Source organism: Spirosoma humi (assembly GCF_054776575.1).
In genome coordinates this window covers 315,371-339,087 of record NZ_BAAHBR010000002.1, presented here as the reverse complement: position 1 = coordinate 339,087, position 23,717 = coordinate 315,371, and the positions used below count along the sequence as shown (strand labels likewise).

Here is a 23,717-nt window from a genome sequence, read left to right as displayed (position 1 = left end):
TACTAACTGGCTGATCGACAAGGCTTCGACAAACCTCGCCCGTCAGGTCTGAGGACCTGACTTCACAGACGCAAGCAACTTCTCAACCTGTCTCAAAAGAAGAACCCAACCCGAAGCATCGGAATACGATCCTCACGGGAAAGGGCGTAAATCAGCGAAATGACGGCGGTGTTATAGGGGGCCAACCAGATTCCACCGCCGTACCCATGATGCCAGGTTTGCGACCGTTCGCCGTCGAGCCACACGCGCCCGACGTCATTGAATGCCAGCACACCCGCATAAGCCGGGAAAAGGTAGGTTTTAATAGTGAACAAGCGCATCCGCAAATCGAGGTTGTGATAGAATGCGTTCTCCCCCGCAAATCGCGTCCGCCGGAAACCCCGCAGGTTGGTCAGACCGCCGAGTGTACTAGCCTGGAAAAATTCGTAATTATCGCTCAGATTCAGACTCGTACCTACCCGCGTAGCAATCGTTACGAGGGCCGGCAAACGGACACTGGCATAGAACGAGAGGTCGGACTGTAGCTGTGTAAATGAGTTGGACTGAGCATTTAGCCCTTTATAGGCCGTCAACGAGGTTCGCCAGAGTAAGCCACGAGTCGTCAGCAGCGGACTATTGCGGGTATCGACGGTGAAGCCCGCTTTCAGGCCGCCATACCAGAACGACTCAAACAGGTGCCTCCCGTTCGGAATACTTTGCGCATAGTCCTGAATGAATTTCTGCTGTTTCTCTTCGAGTTCGACCCGCTCGATGGCAGGCCCGTAATAAAAAGCAGCTTTCCCGATCCGGTGCTGAATCAGCGCATTCAGGTTCCAATTTTCGAACCGGACCCGGTAGTAATTAACACCCAGTGCTTTGTTAAACACCGTTTCATTGCCCAGGCCAAAGAAGTTCTGCACAAAATTCGGGGCTTTGATATCGGCATTCAGCACCAGATCGGCCCGACCAAACAAATCCGTATACGTCCCATCGTAGTGAAATGTAAAGGCATCTGTGGCAAAGGCGTGGCTGGCCGTCAGGCGGTGTTGCTGCGCGAAGGGTTCTTTGCGAAATCCCTGCGTACGGTGTAAAATACCCCCTCCCAGAAAGAGACCGTCATCGGGGTTCGCCTGAATAGTCAGCAGGGGCATGGTCAGGTTGTACCGAAACGCCATGCGGTCGTAGGTATTGACCGCTTTGTTATCAGACAGGCGACGGCGCGTTTCTGAACCACCCGTAATGGTCGTGTTTTTACGCAGGTCATACACCCACGTTTTTCGCGACAGCCCCCGAACGGATGAACTGTCGGAGATAACATCGTCACCCTTTCCGCCAATAATACGCACCAGGCTACCAGCGGGGGCATTTCCATGAAGAACGAACCGGTCATCGCCCCCTAATCCATACAAGCGAACCTCGTCGGTTTCGGACGGACTGAATCGGCGGGCGTATAGCTGCTGGGTAGGGGTATTGTCTTTATTCAATTTGTAAACCACCACATCGGTCTGGCCATCCGGCCGCCGGGTTACGTCAAACAACTCCTCTTTGTCGCTCCCCACCACATCGACCGCTTTTGCCAGAAACAGGTACTGTTCATCGGCATAGCGCGACAAATCAGCTCGGCGCTGACGAAGTTTAGCGGTAATTGTTTCCGCCGTCAGCTTCCGGGCCGACTCGGGCAGTTGACGCATGGCTTCGTCGATTGCCTGATCGGTCAGCTTTTGTTTGAGCGAATCGGCCATCGCCAGCCAATCGGCCCGGCTGGGTTCGGTCAGGAACGAACGGTCGAAAAAACGGGCGTTGGTATTGAAACCCGGCACATACCGCATCTTGTACCCAAAGCCCTGTATTTTAGGCATCAGCCAGCGCCGACTGGCAAAGCGGGGCAACACACCTTCGTTGACAAAAAACGCCTGATCGCGGTCGCGCGGGACGGGCTCAAACCGAAGTCCTTTGCCTGATTTGAAGCTGGCCCACCGCCACTGGTCGTCGTGCCGATCCCAGTCACCAATCCACATATCGAAAATTCGCGCCCGCAAAACCGACCGCTGGTCAACGCGATTGTCGTTATCGTCCTGCAATTTATCGAGCAATTTGGGCGTACTGTAGAGTTTGGTTGTATTACCGAACAGACCCGTTCCCTTATAATTCCCGTCGGCTCGCTCTTCATAGAGCATAAGCGTATTGGCAAAGTTCTGCTGGTAGTCGCGGAGGCTGGTATCGTTGGGCATCACGACAACGCGTGGGCGCGTATGGTACACCCCGGCAGCCTCGGCCAGTGGTGCGACAGCCAGCGCCCCAAACGGATGGGAAGCTGAAATCTGATCCTGCACAATGTCGTTCACCAGGCCACTGCGAAGCGTTGTCGGGATAGCCTTTTCAGGGTATTTCTCAATAGAGCGCACCGCAAACTCGTGTTTGCTTCGGTCCGTGAGCCGCAGGGAGAGGGTTTGCATACCGCCCCCCCGCTCGGTTGGGGTTAACCCTTCGGCCTGCAAATTCAACACGGGCACCATCAGGGGCTGCGCCCACACAGCGCGGTAGTTGGTGCCGAACCAGAAGCGCTTGCCTGGGCCAGCCGCGTAAAGGTTACTGGGAACAACACGAAGACTATCGGGCCGCTTTTCGGCACTACCTACCTTGGCGGCTGCCGGTGCCGGACGGAGTTGAATGGTAGTCTGGTACAGTAATTCGCCATCGGGCTTCTGCTCATTCGGTACGTAAAAAGAAATTGTCACCTGGTCGCCAACGCCAAAATCCAGCCGGGCAAACCCCTTCCGCTCGATAGCAAACAGCGTTTCTTTCCGCTTGCCAACCGGCTCATGTTTGGCTCCGCTGCCACTGGTAACATAATACAGGCTATCGTGCTGAATAAGCTGGAGGTTATGGTCATGGCCGTTGGTGTAAATCAGGTTCCGGTATTTAGTAAAAATGGCCACCATCCCATTGCGCATCTCGCGGTATACCGGGTTAGGCAAATCCTGCAAGCTCCCGAATACCGACCGATAGACCGGGTAAATGGAGCCAATAACGGGCAAGGGGATATAGAGCGGCTTCCGAATGGCCGTCAACGGAAACAGGTGGTCTCTGAGGGTGTAATGCCCGCCGTGCTGCCCGTGACTATACATGGGGTGATGCCCGGCCACAACCACCCGCCGGTGCCGGTTCCGGTACAGAATATCGTCCAGCTTCGCCAGGAAGTCGGGCAGGTTTTTGGTGGCGCAATCCGATCCTTCGCCTGGCTTATCCCAGGGATGAAGCCAATACTGCGTATCCATCAGGACCAGCGTCAGCGAATCCGACAACTGTATTTCGACCGGGCCAGGGCAGCCATCGCTGGGAAAAAACACATCGTCGCGGCCCGTATATTGCTGCACGTAGGCCTGCTGATTTTTGATCCGCTGCCACCCTTCCCGACCACTTCTATCCCAGTCGTGGTTACCCGGAATGGCAAATAGCCGCCCGCCGAACGCTGTCCGCAAATCGAGCTGTTCACGGATTCGGCGCTCGGCGTCGGCCCGTTCAGGATGGTCGGCATCGGGCATGCCATGCTGGTAAATGTTATCACCCAGCAGAATCAATGAACTGTTCGGGCCAGACTTCTGGAGTTGTGTACGCAGCGTATTCAACACCGGATCATGGCCACTGGCTTGCGGTGCGCCGGCATCGCCAAGCAAAAAAACGGTATAGCCCGTTTGCGGCTGCGCCCAGACGCTGACGTCGTCGAGACAATTGATAAGACCCAGAATGGTAAGGACGTATAGAAATCGCATATGGTAACGGTTAGTCGAATAGGTACTCTGGCACATTAAGAGGATCAAAAAGACTGATAACCAATAGTCTACAGACAAAGAATCCGGAACTAGTCGGCAACGAAATCGGAATTTTGTTCGTTAGGTTGTAGCTTACAACACGTATAGTAAAAGCAAACCCCATGATCGCCCAGGAAACCTCGCTGCTTCAACAAACCCAAATCTACGCCGAATCGTTGCTAAAGCACCTTGCGTTAGATTATACCTACCACAACCTGAGTCATACGCGGTCGGTAGTGGCGTTTGCCAAGGAGATTGCCGACCATGAAAAACTATCGGATACCGACCGGGAAACCGTGCTTATTGCGGCCTGGCTGCACGATGTAGGGTATAAAGAAGGCTGTGACAATCACGAAGCAAGCGGGATCAGCCTGGCACAGCCCTTTCTGGAGAAACAGGGTTTATCTCCTAAACGCATTGACGAAATAACGACCTGTATTCAGGCAACTAAAATGCCCCAGAATCCGCAGGGTAACCGATTAGCGGAAGTCCTGTGCGACGCCGATCTGGGCCACCTGTCGACCGACGATTTTCTGGAACGCAGCGAAGATCTCCGGCAGGAGCTGAAACATACGGCCGAAAAAATCAGCAAGAAGAAATGGCGAAAAAAGACGGCGGGTTTTCTGGAAAACCATCATTACTTCACGCACTACGGCAAAACGGTTCTGGAACCGCGTCAGCTGGCCAATCTGGAGAAACTCCGGCAGCAGTTGGATGACGATGATGCCGAAGAGGAGCCCAAACACGGCAAACACGAAAAAGACAAGCCGGATAAGGACAAGAGCAAGCACCACAAAGAGGTGACGGATGCGCTGAACGAACTGCCCAAAGAGGTAGACTCATACCGTCCACTGAGTGAACCAAAGCCAGCCGATAGTGCCAAGAAAGAGCGTAAGCCCGAGCGCGGTGTGGAGACAATGTTTCGCCTGACCTCAACCAACCATTTCCAGTTGAGTTCGATGGCCGATACCAAAGCAAACATCATGATTTCGATCAACACCATCGTGTTGTCATTGATTGTCAGCATCTTGACCCGTAAACTGGAAGAATGGCCTATTCTGACCATTCCAACCGTAATGCTGGTGGTAACATGCCTGGTGGCTACCGTCCTGGCGGTACTGGCTACCCGACCCAATGTAACGAGTGGTTTTGTGAGCCGAGAAGACATTGAAAACAAAACGGCCAATCTGCTCTTCTTTGGCAATTTCCACCAGATGGGGTTGTCTGATTACGAATGGGGCATGCGCCGGATGATGGATGATTCCGATTTTCTGTATTCCAGCATGATCCGCGACATCTACTTTCTAGGCAAAGTACTGGGCCGGAAATACAAGCTTCTGCGCTGGTCGTACTCTGTCTTTATGTTCGGACTGGTCATATCCGTCATTGCCTTTGGCGTTGCCACCTATATGAGCAAATAATCAATTATGTTATTTTGCACGAGTGCCAATTGACAAAATATTAATCGGCATGAAGTCGATCCAGAAGCGCAAACTAGGCTAGTTTGCGCTTTTTTAGTAGCTTCGCCTGTTCAATCAGCAAACTCATGCAAACAAAAACGTTACTCTCTTTTCTTCTCGCATCCGTTCTCGTTTCTCCTCTACTCAACGCCCAAACCATCGTAAACCGCGACCCTCAGATTGCGGACCTGGTCAGTCAGATTTCTGCCGATAGCCTGCGCGCGCACATCAATGGACTTGTCAGCTTTGGTACGCGCCATACCCTGAGCGTACCTGCCGATGCCACCACGCAGGTGGGTAAAAAGGGTCTGGGAGCCGCCCGCCAGTGGATTCTGGGTAAATTCAACCAATACGCCAAACAGTCGGGCGGACGCATGACGGCCACCCTTGACACCTGGATACTACAGCCCGATGGCCGACGTGTCGACAAGCCCGCCAACATGGGTAACGTGATGGCTACGCTCAAAGGCACCGATCCGAACGACACCCGCGTTTTTATTGTGCAGGGGCATATGGATAGCCGCGTCACGAATGTCATGAACCGAGAATCAGACGCGCCGGGGGCCAATGACGATGGCTCGGGTACGGCAGCCGTTATTGAACTCTGCCGAGTCATGAGCAAATCCTCATTTCCGGCTACGGTCATTTTTGTAACCCTGACGGGTGAAGAACAGGGACTACTCGGAGCCGAACACTTATCCGAACGGGCGCTGAAAGAGAAGTGGAACGTAGAAGCCGTTCTCAATAACGACATCATGGGCAGCAACAACAGCAGCGATACCCGCATCATCGATAACACACGGCTACGGGTGTTCAGTGAGGGGCTTCCGGGTGTGCTGCTCAAAGACACAACCGGCCGTATCGGCCAGATTCGGCAGTTTGGCAACGAAAACGACGGCAAAGCCCGTACGCTGGCCCGTTATCTGAAAGAAGTTGGCGAGCGGTATGTCGAAAATCTGGAAGTCGTCATGGTGTATCGGAATGACCGATACCTGCGTGGGGGTGATCACACGCCCTACGTCCAACGGGGCTTTGCGGCCGTTCGTTTGACAGAGATGAACGAGAACTACGAACACCAGCACCAGGATTTGCGAACGGAGAACGGGACTGAATTTGGGGATTATGCCAAGTTTATGGACTTCGAGTACCTCCGCAAAAATACTGCGGTCAATCTGGCCACGCTGGCCAATCTGGCGAAAGCCCCGGTAGTGCCCCAAAAAGTAACGGTCGACGTTCGGAACCTCACCAACGCCACGGTTCTGTATTGGCAGGCGCCCACGTCAGGCAAAGTAAAAGGCTATTATGTGCTCATGCGCGAAACCTACTGGCCCTTCTGGCAGAAGAAGTTTTTTACGACGAAGCTCGGCATGACCCTTCCTTATTCGAAAGACAATTATTATTTCGCCGTGCAGGCTGTCAGTGAAGACGGCAATGAGAGTTTACCCGTATTACCAGTGCCGAATCTGCGGTAAAAAATTCGCCGGGTTAATTGGTTTGCATTAAGTAAGCATCAACTAAATTTTTTAGTAGCCCCCGGTTGAAACCGGGGGAAACCGCCCATAAACACCCGCATTTCCTCAACCGTTTCAACGGTTTGCCGGATACCCAAACCGTTGAAACGATTGAGGAAATGCATTTTATTCTGGAAACCCACCACTAAAGAGCGATGGGCTGATAGAAGGTCGATTTGGCGCTCATTTAACGCAAACCAATCAATCCGGCGAATTATACACATCATCCCCTCCCCGCCTATGACCTCCCTCTCCAAGCGACAATTCCTCAAATCCCTCGTCGGTACAGCCGCGTTGTCAACCTGGGCGGGACTGAATGAGGCTCTGGCCAGCGCAGCAACGACACCGCCCCTTGTGCTGGCGCAGCAGGAGGATTTTTGGGCCACGATTCGGGCAGCGTATCCCGTCACGACCGATTTTATCCAGCTCGAAAACGGCTACTACTCGCTGGCCGCCCGGCCAGTGATGGACAGTTACCTGAAACACATTCAGGCGGTGAATTCGGTATCATCTTACTACATGCGAACGCGGCAGTTCGACGATAAGCGGGCTTCGCAAACGCAACTGGCCAAGCTGCTGGGCTGCTCCCCCGATGAATTGATCATCACCCGCAACACGACCGAATCGCTCGACACCGTGATTGGCGGCCTGAACTGGAAAGCAGGCGATGAAGCGGTTATGGCCCAGCAAGATTACGGGGCCATGCTGGATATGTTCAAGCTGCAGGCCCGCCGACACGGTATTGTTAACCGGATGGTGTCCCTGCCGAACCATCCTCAGTCTGATGCGGAGATTGTGCGTCTGTACGAGAAGGCCATCACACCCAAAACCCGGCTGCTGATGGTTTGCCACATGGTCAATATTACGGGCCAGATTTTACCGATTCGTCAACTTACGGAGATGGCCCATAAACACCGCGTTGAGGTATTGGTCGATGGTGCCCACGCGTTCGGGCAGTTGGCCTTTACGATGAGCGATCTGGGTAACGTTGATTATTATGCCAGCAGTTTGCACAAATGGCTTGGCGCCCCTCTGGGCGCGGGTATTCTGTATGTACGCCAGGACAACATTGCGAACCTGTGGCCTCTGTTTGCCGACAGCAGCGTGGCCGATACGGATATTCGAAAACTGAATCATACCGGTACCCATCCCGTAGCCACCGATCTGGCCATTCAGGATGCCATTGCCTTCCATAACAGCATCGGCATTGAGCGCAAAGAAGCCCGGCTTCGCTATCTGCAACGCTACTGGACGGATCAGGTGCGGCACCACCCGAACATCACGCTAAATACACCCGAAGCGCCCGCCCGCTCCTGCGCCATTGCGAACGTGAGGGTCGCCGGAAAAACGCCCGCCGAACTGGCTAAAACACTGTTCGACCACTACAAGATTTTCACCGTCGCTATCGACTCGCCCCCGGTACAGGGCGTCCGCGTTACGCCCCATCTGTATACGACTACGGCCGAACTGGACGCATTTGTGCGGGCGTTGACGGAACTGGCGGGGTAAATGACGATAGCGCGGACGTTTATGCTATCGATTGCCTTACTCACAACCTCTAGTAACCATGACAAACCGAATACTCTTAACATTCTTTACCCTCTCGGCGCTGGTCAGCGTGGCGCAGACGCCAGTAAAAAAGCGGCCCATTAGTACAAAAGATATTTACCGACTCCAAACGATCAGCGATCCGCAGGTGTCGCCCGACGGCAAATGGATTACCTACGGCCTGTCGACGGTTGATACAACAAAAGACAAACGCAATTCAGACATCTGGATGGTGAGTTGGGATGGAAAAGAATCTGTTCAGTTAACCAGCACACCCGACGGTGAATCGAGAGCGCGCTTCAGTCCGGATGGAAAATATATTTCGTTCGTATCAGCGCGGCAGGGCGCTACCAAAGGACAAATCTGGCTGATGGATCGGCGGGGGGGCGAGGCTAAGAAATTAACCGATCTGAAAACCGACCTGGAAGATTATGCCTGGTCGCCGGATGGCAAGAAGATCGCCATGACCCTGCGGGACCCCGACTATGCCGATTCGGCCAAAACGAAAGTCCGGAAGCCATATGTGCTTGATCGTTACCATTTCAAAGCCGACATCAAAGGCTATATCGAAAAAGGCTCTGTTCACTTGTATGTATTCGACGTAACAACCAAAAAACTGGACACGCTCACCACGGGTCTGTACGACGAGAGTTCGCCCGTTTGGTCGCCAGATGGCTCGCAACTGGCTTTTGTCAGCAACCGAACCGAGGACCCGGACCGAAATCAGAACACCGACATTTACGTGATCGATGCTAAACCCGGTGCCAGCGCAAAGCAACTGACTACCTGGGCGGGTGCGGATAATAATCCAGTCTGGAGTCCGGATGGGAAGCGAATTGCGTACACACGGTCAACGGCATCGGGCAATTTCCTGATGTACGACCAGCCTATTCTGGCAGTCATTAATCGGACTGGGGGCGAACCGACCTTATTGTCCAAAACACTGGATCGGCCGGTACGGAATCCACGCTGGACCAAAGATGGGCAAACGATTGGCGTACTGGTGCAGGACGACCGCCAAACCTATGTTGGGCAGTATGCCGTCGCCGACGGAAAATTCACGAAAGTCGCGAGCGGCAATCGGGTATTTGGCGATCTGGAGACTGTATCGAGTGGTAACTGGCTCACCCTGATGAGTGAACCACACACCCCTGGCGAACTGTATGCAGTAGAAAACGGAACTCCCCGCCGACTCACCCATACGCACGATACGTTTCTGGCTCCGCTCGAACTGGCCTCGGTCGAAGGATTTACGTCGAAGAGTAAAGACGGGACGCAGGTATCCAACGTATTGTATCGGCCCGCCAACGCCCCAGCCAATAAAAAGCTGCCTACTATTTTCTACATCCACGGCGGCCCCGTTTCGCAGGACGAGTTTTCCTTCGACCTGACCCGGCAACTGTTGTCGGCGGGCGGATACGCGGTGGTAGCGGTCAACTACCGGGGCAGCAATGGCCAGGGCCTTGACTACACCAAAGCCATTTACGCCGATTGGGGCAACAAAGAAGTGCTCGACATACTGGGTGCCACCGATTACCTCGTCGAGAAAGGCATCGCCGACCCCGACCGGCTGGGTATTGGCGGCTGGAGTTACGGCGGTATTTTAACTAACTACACCATTGCCACCGACACGCGCTTTAAGGCTGCGGCCAGCGGAGCCGGTAGCTCGCTGCAACTGTCGATGTATGGCATCGACCAGTATACCAATCAATACGAAACGGAACTGGGGGCGCCCTGGAAAAACACCGATAAATGGCTAAAGCTGTCCTACCCGTTCCTGAAAGCTGATCGCATCAAAACGCCAACCCTTTTTATGGCAGGCGAAAAAGATTTTAATGTACCCACGGCGGGCAGCGAGCAGATGTTTCAGGCGCTGCGATCGCTGGGTATCCCAACGCAATTGATCATTTATCCGGGTCAATTTCACGGTATTACCGTTCCCAGTTACCAGAAAGATCGGGTTGACCGGTACCTGCAGTGGTTCGACAAGTATTTAAAGCCAAAGACCTTATAAGCAATTTGAGCGGCTAAGAAAGCTCAATTGGTATATGGCATTGCATCGGAAAGGAGGTATTTTGCGTAAGAGAGGTATTGCCCTATCTATTTTTTCTGTAGTTTACAATCTCATTCGTCTAAATCTGACCAAAAAAATCAACTGCTTATGAAGCCCTACGTGTATGCTGTTTGTTTTTCTTTACTTGCCTTGATCGGCCTGGACTCCTGTTCTAAATCAAACGATCCAGTGGCGGTTTCGCCTGTAGTTGGTCGTTGGGAATCGAACAGGGGGCTAGCAAGTGGTTTCCCCACTTCTCTGAGTGCGATTAACGGTGTTCCATTAGACTTATACTTCTTTAATTCAGAGGCTTCAACCATAGATGTGTACTCAGATAACACATTTAATGAAAATTATCGGTATCAAGCAGTGACTGATGCCGGAGGCACCTGGGATTTCACAAATAATACGTTAACGTTGAAATATGATTCGGGACAATCGGATACATACACCTATTCTAAAACAAAAAATATAGAAGAACTTGCTCAGGTCACGCCTTCAAATTACACCATTCCGATATCCAGTACTGCAACGGCGTCTGGTAAGATTCAGTGGATATACAGAAAGTGAGGTGACTTTCGTCAATCACGTAAGTAGGTCATCGAGAATACGTCAGCATGACAAAAACACTAACATGAAATACACTAAGCTATTTGTGCTTTGATACATAGATAGCCTTGACTTATAAAAAAGCCGATGCGGGTGCATCGGCTTTTTTTATGCGTAGAGTGGTAAAAATCAGCATTGTTCCCTTTTTTTAAGAAACAAACGCCTTACTCTCATGCAAGCGATTCGTTTACTTCTCACGAGTACGCTCCTACTCGTTTACGCCTTTACCAATTCTCTCCTGGCCCAGCCCCGTAATTCGGGTGCGTTCAATGGACTGGACATGAATCTGGGTAACCTGTCCCGCTTGTCGAACGCCAGAACCCGGTCCATCAGCCCCGAGAATTTTACGGGCGAAAAAGGCAAGGGCGGCATGGACGACCTGACCGATACGCGCCCCAACCACGCCAACGCCAAAGAGGCCGCCCGTGACCTGGGCCGGGGCTGGAAAGTGAATCCGTTCATTCACATTAAAGCCGGTGAAACCTTCACCCTGGCCGATGTGCAGGGACCGGGGGCCATTCAGCACATCTGGATGACGCCCACCGGCAACTGGCGCTTCTCCATTCTGCGGGTCTACTGGGATGATGAACCGACACCGTCCATTGAAGTGCCCGTGGGCGATTTCTTCGGCATGGGTTGGGGCGAGTATGCCCAGCTCAATTCGTTGCCGGTCAGCGTTAATCCGGGGAGTGCGTTTAACTGCTACTGGCAGATGCCGTTCCGCAAACGATGCCGGATCACGATGGAGAACATCAACGAGAAAGACGCAATGACCCTGTATTACCAAATCGACTACACGCTCACCGAGGTGCCCGACGACATGGCTTACTTTCACGCGCAGTTTCGCCGAACAAATCCGAATCCGTACAAGAAAGATATTACGTTGCTGGAGGGCATAAAAGGAAAAGGTCAATATGTGGGCACATTTCTGGCCTGGGGCGTCAATAACAATGGCTGGTGGGGCGAAGGCGAAATCAAATTCTTTATGGATGGCGACACCGATTTCCCCACCATTGCGGGTACAGGGACGGAAGATTATTTCTGCGGCTCCTACAACTTCGACCGGGGTGGGCAATATGTGCCCTTCTCAACGCCGTATGTTGGTCTGCATCAGGTTACTAAGCCCGATGGCACGTATAAATCCCAGCAGCGTTTCGGCATGTACCGCTGGCACATCATGGATCCCATCCGGTTCGAAAAAGAATTAAGGGTAACCATTCAGGATCTGGGCTGGCGTAGTGGCGGGCGTTATCTACCCCAAATGTCCGACGTATCCAGCACCGTGTTCTGGTATCAGGCTGAGCCGCATGCACCATTCCCTAAATTGCCCGCGAAAGATGTCCTGGAAGTAAACTAACCTTTTTTATTTGGCTCATAGTCATTTGTAACTATATAAATTTTGACTATACTCCTGTAAGCAAAATATTTCAAAAGCGTTTTCGAGCCGAAGACGCTTTTTTGTTGTCATTAATTCGTACTTTCACAAAACCCTATCTACTAAGGACTTATATTCCACTTTACTTTTATTTAATCCTAGATAAGTACAAAATTTTACAAATATGTCCTCACAACTAACTCGCCGGGACTGGCTTCGCGCCAGCGGCCTTCTAACTGCTGGTCTTGGCTTGAGCCGGTTTACGCCAGCTGCTGCCAGCCAACCTAATGCGCCATTTGTTTCGGGCTTCACCAATGAGTTTGCTTTTACCGATGATCCGTTTGACAAGATGCCTAAGCTGAAGGCTCGCTTGCTGGCAAACGAAAACCCATTGGGCATCGCTCCCAGTGCTAAAGAAGCGCTGGTTAAAGCAGCCGACCTGGGCAACCGCTACGCCTGGATGGAATTTGCGCAGCTAAAAACACTGCTGGCTACGGATGAAGGCGTAAAACCCGCCAACATCATGATGTCGCCCGGCTCGTCGGATATTCTGATGGCCGCTGCGGATTACTTCGCCAAAGGAGGAGGCACCATTCTGACCAGCACCATGACGTATGACGACCTGCTCCAGCGGGCCGAAAAGTTTGGGGCAAAGATCAAGGCGTTGCCCATGACAAAAGACTATAAATTTGACCTCCCGGCCATCAAAGCGAACATTACGCCCGATGTAAAGATGGTCTATATTGTGAACCCCAATAATCCGACGGGCACTATTATTCCAACGGCCGAGCTGGAAGCATTTATCCGTGAAGTAGCCCCCAAAGTACCGGTGTTCATCGACGAAGCCTATATCGACTTTTTCGAACCCGCCGAACGGCCAAAGCTAGGCAAGCTGGTCAGCGAAGGCATGAACGTAATCCTGGCGCGTACCTTCTCGAAGATTCACGGCTTTGCGGGTTTGCGGTTAGGATACGCCATTGCTCAACCCGAGATGTTGAAAACGCTACACGCCTACACCAATGGCGAGTTCGCGGTGAGCATCACGACCCTGATGGCCGGGATCGCCAGTTACAAAGACATTGACTGGCAGAATCACTGCCGGGCCGAAAACGCAAAAGCACGCACATACACCACAAAAGCCCTGACGGATATGGGTTATGAGGTCATTCCGTCGTCGGCTAACTTTATCCTTTTCCCCATTCGGATGAAAACGTCGGCTTTCAGCAACCAGATGTTTGCCAATGGTATCGGTATCCAGACACGCGACTTCAACGGGCAGCCTTATTGCCGGGTCAGCATTGGGACGATGGACGAGATGGCCATGTTTATGGATAGCTTCAAAAAGGTAGTCGGGTAACTCCGTACGGGACAGCATCGCTCCGGCCACCCGGCCTGCTGCTCCGTACTTATACATTATGACAAGAAGAGATTTTATTAATTCAACCAGTGCCAGTTACGCCAGCCTGCTGGCCTGGGGAATGGTCCAGCCCGCCCCGGCGTCGGCGATCCATTTGCCGGCCAATGGCAAGGTAGCGGATGGTAAAGGCCGGAAAGTAATCATTTTAGGCGCTGGGCTGGCCGGTATGGCAACGGCCTACGAACTTGGCAAACTTGGCTACGATTGTACCGTACTGGAAGCCCGTTCCCGGTCGGGCGGGCGCGTCTGGACGATTCGTGGCGGCACAAAAGAAACGGAGCTGGGCGGTGGTACGGATCAGACCTGCCAGTTTGGCGAGGGGCTGTATTTCAACGGGGGAGCCGCCCGCATTCCGCACCATCACCAGTTAACCCTGAATTACTGCCGCGAACTGGATGTACCGCTGCAAATTTTCAATGGCAATAACGAAGCCGCCTACCTCTTCAATGAAGGCGGAACGGGTGATCTGGCCAACCGGCGGCTGCGCATCAAAGAGTACCACAACGACATGCGCGGCTATACTGCCGAATTGCTGGCGAAAGCCCTGGACCAATCAGCCCTGGATCAGCAGTTGACGAAAGAAGACGTTGAAAAACTGATTGATTTTCTCAAAAATGAAGGTGACCTCAACACGGCCCACCTCTACAAAGGCACCAACCGGCGCGGTTATAAAACCAAAGCCGAACCCGGTGCGGGCACAATGCCTGGTAGCACGACCGATCCATTTGGACTGACCGATTTATTACGGTCGGGGTTCATGCAGCCCGTGTTCTACAACGTTGGTGATTACATCTACGAACAGCAGACAACGCTGTTGCAGCCGGTGGGTGGCATGGATGCCATTCCGAAAGCATTGGAAAAGAAGTTGACCGGAAAAATTATTTTCAACGCCCCCGTTTCGGAACTCCGCAAAACAGAGAACGGGGTTCGGGTCGTGTACCAGAAAGACGGTAAACCGGTAGAGCTGACGGGCGAATTCTGCGTCTGTACCTTGCCCTTACCAATGCTCAAGAATCTGGAATCTGATTTGTCGGGTACCATAAAGCGGGCCGCGGACTTTGTTCCGTATATTAAAACAGGCAAGATCGGGCTGCAATTCAAGCGTCGGTTTTGGGAGGAAGACGACTGGATTTACGGCGGCATTTCGCGTACCAATATGGATATCAACCAGATATGGTATCCGTCATTTGGTTTCCAGGGAAAAAAAGGCGTTCTGATTGGCTACTACAATTTCTACAGCCGGGCCGAAGCCGTGGGCGCGTTACCCGTTGCCGAACGTGAAAAAGTGGCGCTCGCGCAAGGCGTCAAAATTCACCCGCAATACCCGGCCGAATTCGAGAATTCATTTTCACTGGCCTGGCATCGGGTGCCTTACAGTGGCGGTGGCTGGGCTACCTACGACGACGCAACCCGAAAGAAATATTATCCTTCCTTGCTGGAGCCCGATGGTAATATTTACTTTGCCGGAGAGCATACGACGTACCTGACCGCCTGGATGGCCGGCGCATTTACCTCCGCCCACCGAACGGTCGAAGCGATTCATGCCCGAGTGGGCGAGTACTCAAAGAAATAACATGAAAAATAACCTACTGTCAATTCTGATTTTCTGCTGCTGCGCTATTGCCACGCAGTTTTTGAGTCAACGCGTTTCGGCACAAACGGCCTCGGCCAGCGCCAGTATGACCGTTGAGCAACTGAGAGCCATCAAAGCCATCAAAGTAGCCAACCTCGACAAGGATACGTATTTCAAATCGGGTGGTTTTATTCTGGATCGCTACGAGGAGCGTCCTGCTTATGTGTTTACGTACAGCGACGGCATTACCCGTAAAATTTATCTTTACAAGGTTTTTACGGCCGAAGACACAAAGGAGCTTGGTCTGCTGGCAATCTACCAGAACACGAAAACATCGGCAATCAAGCCATTCGTTATTCCCGGTGCATCAGCCGACCGCAAAGCCTGGGACGCGTACATCGACGACCTCAAATACGTTGGCGAGAAAGAACCCGGTCTCATGTCGACGTTGACATTTGTGTTATCGCGCGAGATGGCGGGGCTGTTATCAGGTGGCGGTGCTAAATCCGACGAAGGTGGTGCCAAGAAAAAAGAAGAATACAATTTCTGCTTTGCCCCCGATGCCCCCGTGACCATGGCCGATGGCTCGTCAAAAAACATTAGCGCTGTTGTCGTGGGTGATGTCGTTCTGGGTTACGATGCCAAAACGAAAACCCTCCAACCAACAACCGTAACTCAGTTGGATACGCACCAGGGCAACTTCGAGCTGGCAGGCGTATGGCTGTCGGCAGCACATGAACTCACCGCCGATACGCGCGGAGGGCTAACGACCCCGATGTTACTCGAAGCCACAGCCAACCACCCTGTCCTGACTGCGGCTGGCCGCAAAGCGTTGGGCGAGGTCAAAGCGGGTGACGTTTTGTACCGATACGATGCAACAACCAACGGGGTTATAGCCTACAATGTCGTGCGGACTCAGAAAGCGGTTCGTTCAGTGAAAAGCGTATATAATCTGGCGACCCAATCGGGCGCTTATCTAGTTGATCAGACGGTAGTTATGGATAAATAAGTCAGGCTATTCACCTGATTTATGGCATTTGTAAAGCGGCCAGACTTATCAATGATAAGTCTGGCCGCTTTACGTTATCTGTACACCATCCCTACCTGTAGCAGACTGTCAAGTGAAAAAATTTAGTTTTTCTTTCTTTAAGCAGTCTATCAATTTAACCCGAATTTATTGCCTCGTTCACCTTTCACGATTACTTTTGCCTGCTCGAAAACCGTATGCACGCATACTAATTTTCACTAGTACTATGGCCGAAGCCTTCATTTATGATGCCGTACGAACACCTCGGGGACGAGGTAAAAGCGACGGTTCGCTGCACGATATGCAGCCCATTCAGCTCCTGACGAGTGTACTGCGCGAACTCCGCGACCGTAATCAACTTGATACTTCCTTAGTGGATGACGTCATTATGGGTTGCGTAACACCCATCGGCGAACAGGGTGCCGACATTGCTCGTACGGCTGCTTTGGAAGCCGGTTATAATGAGTCGGTGGCGGGGGTGCAGTTGAACCGATTCTGCTCATCGGGCCTGGAGGCCATCAACATGGCCGCAGCTTACATCATGTCGGGGCAGATCGATGCTATTATCGCCGGTGGTGTTGAATCAATGTCACGGGTACCAATGGGTTCTGATGGGGGCGCGATTTTTATGAATCCACAAATTATTGCGCGTCACAACATTGTTCCGCAGGGTATTTCGGCCGATTTGATCGCCACCAAATACGGCTATTCCCGGTCCGACGTGGATAGTTTTGCGGCTGAATCGTACCGCCGGGCTGTTCAGGCCCAGGCCGATAATCGCTTTCACAAATCCCTTATACCGCTAAAAGATGAAATTGGGATTACCGTCCTTGACCGCGACGAAGGCGTACGGCCCGGTACAACGGTCGAAAGCCTGAGTAAACTTAAACCCGCTTTTGAAGCCATGGGGCAACTTGGGTTGGATGCCCTGGCGCTGCTTAAATACGCGCAATTTGATAAAATCAATCACGTTCACCACGCCGGAAACTCTTCGCAGATCGTTGACGGAGCGGCTGCCGTACTCGTTGGGAGCGCAGCTTTTGGGGAGCAATCGGGTCTGAAACTGCGAGCCCGCATCAAAGCATTTGCGGTTGTGGGTTCTGAACCAACGATCATGCTTACAGGTCCTGTTCCGGCGACGCGCAAAGTGCTCAAACGGGCGGGTATGAGCATCAGCGATATTGACTTGTTTGAAGTAAACGAGGCCTTTGCCGCAATTCCCATGCTATTTATGGATGAGTTCCGGGTCGACCACAGCAAGCTGAACGTAAATGGAGGAGCCATTGCCTTGGGCCACCCGCTGGGGGCAACCGGAGCCATTATCTCGGCTACGCTGCTTGACGAACTGGAACGCACGGGTAAACAAGTCGGCTTGTCGACGCTTTGCATCGGGGGCGGTATGGGCATCGCCACCATCTTTGAACGAGTTAACTAAGCCTCACAAACTTCTTAAGCATGATCAAGTACAGCATTGACCAGAACGTAGCCATAATTTCGTGGGAGATGACCTCGTCGCCGATGAACGTCCTCAACGACGAGTCGATCCCTCAGTTCGAAGCTGCGTTGCAGCAGGCAATGGCCGATGAATCGGTCAAGGGGCTGATCATTACGTCGGCCAAACCCGAGTTTGTAGCGGGGGCCGACTTAAAAATGATTCTGCGCAATAATGATAAAGAACCGACGGAGATGCTGAAAGTCTCCTCGGAATTGAATCGGGTATTCCGCAGCATCGAAACCTCGGGTAAGCCAACCGTAGCCGCCATCAACGGAACGGCCCTCGGTGGTGGTTACGAAATCTGCCTGGCCTGTCACCATCGTGTGGCTCTGAATAATCCCAAAACGCTCATTGGCCTGGTCGAAGTAACCATAGGCTTACTCCCCGGAGCGGGCGGCACGCAGCGACTGCCCCGCATGATTGGTCTTCAGGCGGCATTGCCATTGCTCCTCGAAGGGAAAAAGGTGGGTGTTCGGGAAGCGAAAGCTTTGGGCATGATCGACGCTATTGCCGAGAACCCGGCCGACATGCTGGCACAGGCTCGCGCCTGGATCGAGGCTAATCTGAACCCCATCAAACCATGGGACGAGATTGACCGCAAGTCGGGTAAAATTGTTGGCAAGGATAATTTCAAGGTGCCGGGCGGCAACGTTCAAAGTCCGGTGGGGGCACAGACATTTGCGGCTGGCACGGCCATGCTGATGGATAAAACGAAAGGGAACTACCCCGCCCCGCTCGAAATTATGGCGTGTGTATACGAAGGCCTGCAAGTTAATATCGACCGGGCGCTGGTTATTGAAGCGCGCCATTTCGTGAAGGTAGCTACCTCTAAAGTAGCAAAAAACCTCATTCAGACTATGTTCCTGGGACTGAATGAGGCTAACAAGGGCGCGAGCCGGCCGAAAGATCTCCCTAAGACAGATGTCAAGAAACTGGGTATTCTGGGTGCGGGCATGATGGGAGCAGGTATTGCTTACGTATCGGCCCAGGCAGGCATTGAGGTCGTTTTGAAGGATATTTCTACCGAAGCTGCTGAGAAAGGGAAAGACTATTCCCGTGAACTCCTTAAAAAAGGGGTCGAACGGGGAAAAGTGGACCCGCAGACTGTAGACGGAATTCTTAATCTGATCAAGCCAACAGCCAACGCGGCCGACCTGGACGGCTGCGACCTGATTATCGAAGCCGTTTTCGAAAACCGGGAGCTGAAAGCGCAGGTGACCCGAGAAGCCGAACCTATGTTTGCATCCGATGGCCTGGGTGTTTTGGGTTCCAATACCTCTACCCTACCCATCAGCGGACTGGCCGAGGCCTCGGCAAACCCGGCCAATTTTATTGGTATTCACTTCTTCTCACCGGTCGACAAAATGATGCTGGTGGAGATTATTATGGGAAAACAAACGTCGGACTATGCGCTTGCCGTTGCCATTGACTTCACCCGCAAAATTCGTAAAACGCCCATCGTTGTCAATGACGCCCGTGGTTTCTACACCTCGCGTTGTTTCGGTACGTATTCGGCGGAGGGGATGGAGTTACTGAAAGAGGGTGTCAATCCGATTTTGATCGAAAATGGCGGAAAAGATGCCGGAATGCCCGTCGGGCCGCTGGCCGTAACCGACGAGGTAGCGTTGGATCTTGTCTATAAAATAGCGGGCCAGGGTATTCAGGACGGTGCCGTTCGCGAAGACGACACGAGCTACGAAGTGGCCAAAAAATTCGTTGATCTTGGCCGTCTGGGCAAGAAGTCAAAAGCGGGCTTCTACGATTACGCCGAAGACAGGAGTAAAAAACTGTGGCCCGGATTACAGGATCTTTTTCCACGGGCCGAACAGCAGCCTACGCTCGATGAGGTGAAAACCCGTTTGCTCTACCGGCAAGCTATTGAAGCCGTACGTTGCTTTGAGGAGCATGTCGTACGCACCAAACTAGACGCGGACCTGGGCTCAATTCTGGGCTGGGGTTTCCCCGCTTACACGGGTGGAGCGTTATCGTTCATCGATTTTGTTGGCCTCGAAACGTTCATCAGCACATGTGATCGTCTGGCCGACCAATACGGTGAACGCTTTCGGCCAACAGCACAATTGCGGGAACGGGGACGCAAGCCTGAATGGGTATAAGCCTATACCCTGGCGTATTGCTTTGCGTAAACGGTAGTTACCCGAAGCAATACGCTAAAAACGTTCACGGATACGATATCGTGTTGTAGAAAGTCGTCTAAGCGGGTAAGCGTTTTTACACCAGCCGGAAACTCATCCGATGGTATTTCGTAGGGCCAAATTGCCGGATGGCGGCCCGATGAACAGGGGTTGGATAGCCCACGTTTCTGGCCCAGCCATAGGCCGGAAATTCCAGTCCAAGTTGCTCCATCAGGTCATCGCGGTAGGTTTTAGCAAGAACTGATGCCGCAGCAATGGATAAATAATGCGCATCGCCTTTGACAATACAGGTGTGTGGAATCATCGGGTATGGCACAAACCGATTCCCATCGACCAGTAAATGTTCCGGTTTGATAGCCAGCGTATCCACCGCCCGATGCATAGCCAGAAAACTGGCATTCAGAATGTTGATCCGGTCAATGTCTTCGTGAGATACCTCAGCGACAGCCCAGGCCAGCGCATCGCGTTCGATGTCTTTTTTCAGCAGTTCGCGCTGAACACGAGACAACTGCTTCGAATCATTCAGGATAGGGTGCGTATAGTCCTTCGGCAGAATAACCGCAGCCGCTACCACAGGTCCGGCTAAACAACCCCGCCCCACTTCATCTAAGCCCGCTTCGACCGCATCGGCATTGTAATAGGATTTCAGCATAGTGTATCGGTTTACGGTCAATCTTCCAGTACATTACCAAAGATTGTGTTTTTCAGAAATAAAGCAATCAGCAGAAATGTGATTCCCCAATACACGTAAATTCGATAATAGTCCTGCACATCTTCGTAAACCTGTACGCGTATTGGTGACTTCTCCAGTCGGCTAATCTGGGCAAACACAGCTTGTAAGCGTCCCGCATCGGTAGCCCGAAAAAAACTCCCGTTACCAATCGTGGCAATAGCCTTTAGAACACCTTCATCAACCGTGGTTGCCATGGCTGCCGACGCCGTTGGGCGACCCACCGCAATGGTATACAATTTGATACCGAATGCTTTAGCCAACTTCGCAGCGGTAATAGGATCAAGGTTTCCCGCCGTATTATCACCATCACTCAGGAGAATGATTACCTTACTGCGTTCCAGCCGCCGGGCATCTTCATCGGTCTGCAGGGTGTCCGTTGTGGATACGGTGCGGTCGCGCATCCGGTTAATACAGCGGGCCAGCGCATCGCCAATGGCCGTTCCCGAGGTGCGAATCATTCGATCGTTCAGTTCGCTTAAGTATTGTTTCAACAACCCATAATCGGTGGTGAGCGGGCAAAGGGAAAAGGCCTCTCCCGCAAACACGACCAAACCAATACGATCATTTTTGCGACCGTTTACGAACGTCTGGGCAACCCGCCGGGCAACAGCCAGGCGCGTAGGACGCAGGTCTGTTTCACTCATCGACTCCGATACGTCCAGCGCCATCATGATGTCGATGCCTTCGGATTGCTCACTGCGCTGTTGTTTGATAATCTGCGGCCGGGCCAGGGCAACCAGCAAACACGAAACACTAAGGAACACACTGACTGGCAACAAATAGCGGCCTAAGCTTAGCAATGAACGGGGTACCTGAAAACCAGCCCTACTGTCAGATGACCGAAGTTGCCCGATGGACATATTCAGGCGCTGTTGTGCATTCCGGTATAAATAGTAGCGCAGAAAGAACAGCAGCAAAATACCCGGAATCAACCACAGAGCCAGTGGCTGCGCCAGTTGAAATTGCTGCCATTGTGCCGGCCCAAACCAATGAAGTGAATACCAGGGTTGCATAGGTCAGGATAGAGAAACTGGTTCGGCCGGGCGAGTAGAGGATGACTCATTCCTACGTCCGTCTGACTGCATCAACGTAGTTCGACACTGAAGGTACATCTGCGTGGCTACATCCTTCAGGACTTGCAAGGCCGATTGCGACTGGGGCGTGTACGTACCGCCATAAATCATCCGGTCTGCTTCCCGGAGAGCGATCGCAACGCGCTCGTCGCGCAGCCGGGTAGCTAGCTCCGGCGTAGTCAATGACATATACGGCTGCGGGTCTAACTGCTCCAGATACGCTTTCCAGATGACAACAGCCTCGTTAGCCGTTTCGGCGGCTGTGAATGAACTGAGCCGGTCACTTAACCGGGTGTACTCACCCAGAAAACGAGCATGGCGCCGATCGAGCAGATAGATGCGCCATTGCCGACGCGCTAACCGCCCAAATAGCAGGTACAGTACACCCAGTCCCAGGCTGGCACTTATCACACCAGCGGCCAGAGCCACATAATTAAACTGCTGTTGAAGGGGTGCCAGTGTTGTGTCGGTAGCCAGCCGAAGCGGGTGCGAAGCCAGCGAATCGCGTAAAACCAGTGGTAGTTTCGATCGCAGAAAAACGGTATCCAACTGAGTCCACTGGGCCGTACAGTCGGTAGCATTGACCACTCGAACAGGCAACCGCAACCATTGAATGGAATCGGTTTCGAACGAGACCAGTGTGTAAACAGCGCTATCCCGGCTGACGGCCGTTGGCCCGGACCCAAGGGTACTGGTCGCAAACACGGCTACTTTCTGCACTCGGTAAGGGGCAAAATAACGGGCGGTATCCGGAAACAGAACATCCACATTAGCTGGGTGACGATACGTCAGCGAATACCGGAACGGCCGGCCAATCTCAATACTATCCACCAGAAAATAGCCCCACAGTAGGTTCTGCCGCAGAGAATTCGGCTTCGGCATATCCTGTCGAAGTGGTGGCTTGCCAGACAGTGATTTCGCCTGCCCCGGACTGACCAGAAAACAGAAAAAACCAAGAAGGAGAAAGCCGAATCGTTTCATCAATATTTTCTGACCCTAAATAATTCGACAAGTTTGGGCACAAAATCCTCCTGAGAATCAAGCGCCAGGTAATTTGCATTATACTGTTTGCAAAGCCGTTCGAGCCGCAGTTGATTCTGGCGGAATGTATCGTGTAACTCCGTCCGAAACGACACCGACGATGTATTCACCCAGACCGTGCGGCCAGTTTCCGTATCGTGTACCGGAATGATTCCCAGTTTGGGGAGCTTTACTTCCCGCTGATCGTATAGGTGAATAACGACCAAATCGTGTTTCTTAGCCAGCGCCTTAAGATTATGCTCATAACTCAGGTCGATAAAATCGGAAAGCAAAATGACGACACTACGGCGCTTGAGGGCATTGAGTGTAAAGAGCAGGGCGTCGGCAATGCTGGTTCTGGTCGATTGAGGCTGTAATTTATACAGGCTCATAATCAACTGGTAGCCCGTTTTCAGCCCATTGCCCGGTTTGATATAGTTCTCTTTCTGATCCGAAAAGCAATACATCCCTACGTGGCTGGCCTCCCGAATGGCCGATAGGGCCAGAACGCCACAAACCTCTTTGGTCGTCTTCAGTTTGTCACGGTGACGAGCCCCAACCTGCTGGGATGCACTGACATCGACCATAAAAAAAACGGTCTGGTCTTTCTCTTCCCGAAAAACCTTCACGAACGTACCGTGTCCTTTCGAAGACACGTTCCAGTCGATGGCCCGCACGTCGTCGCCATACTGATATGTACGTAAGTCGCTAAATTCCAGGCCTGTCCCTTTGAACACCGACCGAAAACTACCGCGCATCTGCGAGTTGACCGCCTTGCGGATACGGATATCGAAATTACGGAGACGGGCCAAGAACTCGTCCATGCAGAACAGGCGTTATACTATTTTAACAGTCAATCCCGAACTTTGCTACCGGGGA

17 protein-coding genes are annotated in these 23,717 nt (G+C 52.5%); 11 read left to right on the top strand and 6 right to left on the bottom strand.

Annotated features, from left to right (window positions below; all coding sequences use genetic code 11):
- Window positions 1-92: 92 nt before the first annotated feature.
- The gene (locus tag ACYU8Y_RS03240) at window positions 93-3,752 is read right to left on the bottom strand and encodes a BamA/TamA family outer membrane protein (RefSeq protein ID WP_460934151.1); all 3,660 of its coding nucleotides are present in this window, start codon (window positions 3,750-3,752) and stop codon (window positions 93-95) included.
- A gap of 161 nt (window positions 3,753-3,913) precedes the next feature.
- Between ACYU8Y_RS03240 and ACYU8Y_RS03235 the strand changes: the two genes are divergently transcribed.
- Both ACYU8Y_RS03235 and ACYU8Y_RS03230 read left to right on the top strand, forming a co-directional pair.
- Window positions 3,914-5,212 carry a Pycsar system effector family protein gene (locus tag ACYU8Y_RS03235; protein ID WP_460934149.1) on the top strand — a complete coding sequence of 433 codons (1,299 nt, stop codon included), beginning with the start codon at window positions 3,914-3,916 and terminating at the stop codon, window positions 5,210-5,212.
- Window positions 5,213-5,337: 125 nt separating this feature from the next.
- Window positions 5,338-6,723, top strand: a complete 1,386-nt coding sequence (locus ACYU8Y_RS03230) for a M28 family metallopeptidase (RefSeq protein WP_460934147.1) — start codon at window positions 5,338-5,340, stop codon at window positions 6,721-6,723.
- Between the two features lie 38 nt (window positions 6,724-6,761).
- Here ACYU8Y_RS03230 and ACYU8Y_RS03225 read toward each other — a convergent pair whose 3' ends face one another.
- Window positions 6,762-6,989 (bottom strand): hypothetical protein, encoded by a 228-nt coding sequence (locus tag ACYU8Y_RS03225; RefSeq protein ID WP_460934145.1) that lies wholly within the window; start codon window positions 6,987-6,989, stop codon window positions 6,762-6,764.
- A gap of 13 nt (window positions 6,990-7,002) precedes the next feature.
- Between ACYU8Y_RS03225 and ACYU8Y_RS03220 the strand changes: the two genes are divergently transcribed.
- The 9 genes from ACYU8Y_RS03220 to ACYU8Y_RS03180 all read left to right on the top strand — a co-directional run bounded on the left by ACYU8Y_RS03220 (window position 7,003) and on the right by ACYU8Y_RS03180 (window position 19,973).
- The gene (locus ACYU8Y_RS03220) at window positions 7,003-8,271 is read left to right on the top strand and encodes an aminotransferase class V-fold PLP-dependent enzyme (RefSeq protein WP_460934143.1); all 1,269 of its coding nucleotides are present in this window, start codon (window positions 7,003-7,005) and stop codon (window positions 8,269-8,271) included.
- A gap of 58 nt (window positions 8,272-8,329) precedes the next feature.
- The gene (locus tag ACYU8Y_RS03215; RefSeq protein WP_460934141.1) at window positions 8,330-10,324 is read left to right on the top strand and encodes a S9 family peptidase; all 1,995 of its coding nucleotides are present in this window, start codon (window positions 8,330-8,332) and stop codon (window positions 10,322-10,324) included.
- Window positions 10,325-10,471: 147 nt separating this feature from the next.
- Window positions 10,472-10,933 (top strand): hypothetical protein, encoded by a 462-nt coding sequence (locus ACYU8Y_RS03210; RefSeq protein ID WP_460934139.1) that lies wholly within the window; start codon window positions 10,472-10,474, stop codon window positions 10,931-10,933.
- Window positions 10,934-11,144: 211 nt separating this feature from the next.
- Window positions 11,145-12,329, top strand: a complete 1,185-nt coding sequence (locus tag ACYU8Y_RS03205) for a glycoside hydrolase family 172 protein (protein ID WP_460934137.1) — start codon at window positions 11,145-11,147, stop codon at window positions 12,327-12,329.
- A gap of 202 nt (window positions 12,330-12,531) precedes the next feature.
- Complete coding sequence (locus tag ACYU8Y_RS03200) at window positions 12,532-13,704, top strand: pyridoxal phosphate-dependent aminotransferase (RefSeq protein ID WP_460934135.1); 1,173 nt, start codon at window positions 12,532-12,534, stop codon at window positions 13,702-13,704.
- Window positions 13,705-13,762: 58 nt separating this feature from the next.
- Window positions 13,763-15,337 (top strand): flavin monoamine oxidase family protein, encoded by a 1,575-nt coding sequence (locus tag ACYU8Y_RS03195; RefSeq protein WP_460934133.1) that lies wholly within the window; start codon window positions 13,763-13,765, stop codon window positions 15,335-15,337.
- A 1-nt stretch (window position 15,338) separates the two neighbouring features.
- Window positions 15,339-16,346 (top strand): Hint domain-containing protein, encoded by a 1,008-nt coding sequence (locus tag ACYU8Y_RS03190; RefSeq protein ID WP_460934131.1) that lies wholly within the window; start codon window positions 15,339-15,341, stop codon window positions 16,344-16,346.
- A gap of 244 nt (window positions 16,347-16,590) precedes the next feature.
- Complete coding sequence (locus ACYU8Y_RS03185) at window positions 16,591-17,799, top strand: acetyl-CoA C-acetyltransferase (protein WP_460934129.1); 1,209 nt, start codon at window positions 16,591-16,593, stop codon at window positions 17,797-17,799.
- Window positions 17,800-17,819: 20 nt separating this feature from the next.
- Window positions 17,820-19,973, top strand: coding sequence for a 3-hydroxyacyl-CoA dehydrogenase NAD-binding domain-containing protein (locus tag ACYU8Y_RS03180; RefSeq protein WP_460934128.1), 2,154 nt, complete (start codon window positions 17,820-17,822; stop codon window positions 19,971-19,973).
- Between the two features lie 115 nt (window positions 19,974-20,088).
- Here ACYU8Y_RS03180 and ACYU8Y_RS03175 read toward each other — a convergent pair whose 3' ends face one another.
- From ACYU8Y_RS03175 to ACYU8Y_RS03160, 4 genes are read right to left on the bottom strand one after another with little or no spacing between them, the layout of a single operon-like run.
- The gene (locus tag ACYU8Y_RS03175) at window positions 20,089-20,664 is read right to left on the bottom strand and encodes a ribonuclease HII (RefSeq protein WP_460934126.1); all 576 of its coding nucleotides are present in this window, start codon (window positions 20,662-20,664) and stop codon (window positions 20,089-20,091) included.
- Window positions 20,665-20,681: 17 nt separating this feature from the next.
- A complete protein-coding gene (locus ACYU8Y_RS03170; RefSeq protein WP_460934124.1) occupies window positions 20,682-21,758 on the bottom strand; it encodes a VWA domain-containing protein in 1,077 nt (358 codons plus the stop codon).
- A 3-nt stretch (window positions 21,759-21,761) separates the two neighbouring features.
- Window positions 21,762-22,799 (bottom strand): hypothetical protein, encoded by a 1,038-nt coding sequence (locus ACYU8Y_RS03165; RefSeq protein ID WP_460934122.1) that lies wholly within the window; start codon window positions 22,797-22,799, stop codon window positions 21,762-21,764.
- Window positions 22,799-23,662, bottom strand: coding sequence for a DUF58 domain-containing protein (locus tag ACYU8Y_RS03160; protein WP_460934121.1), 864 nt, complete (start codon window positions 23,660-23,662; stop codon window positions 22,799-22,801). Before ACYU8Y_RS03160 ends, ACYU8Y_RS03165 begins: the two co-directional genes overlap by 1 nt.
- Window positions 23,663-23,717: the final 55 nt, after the last annotated feature.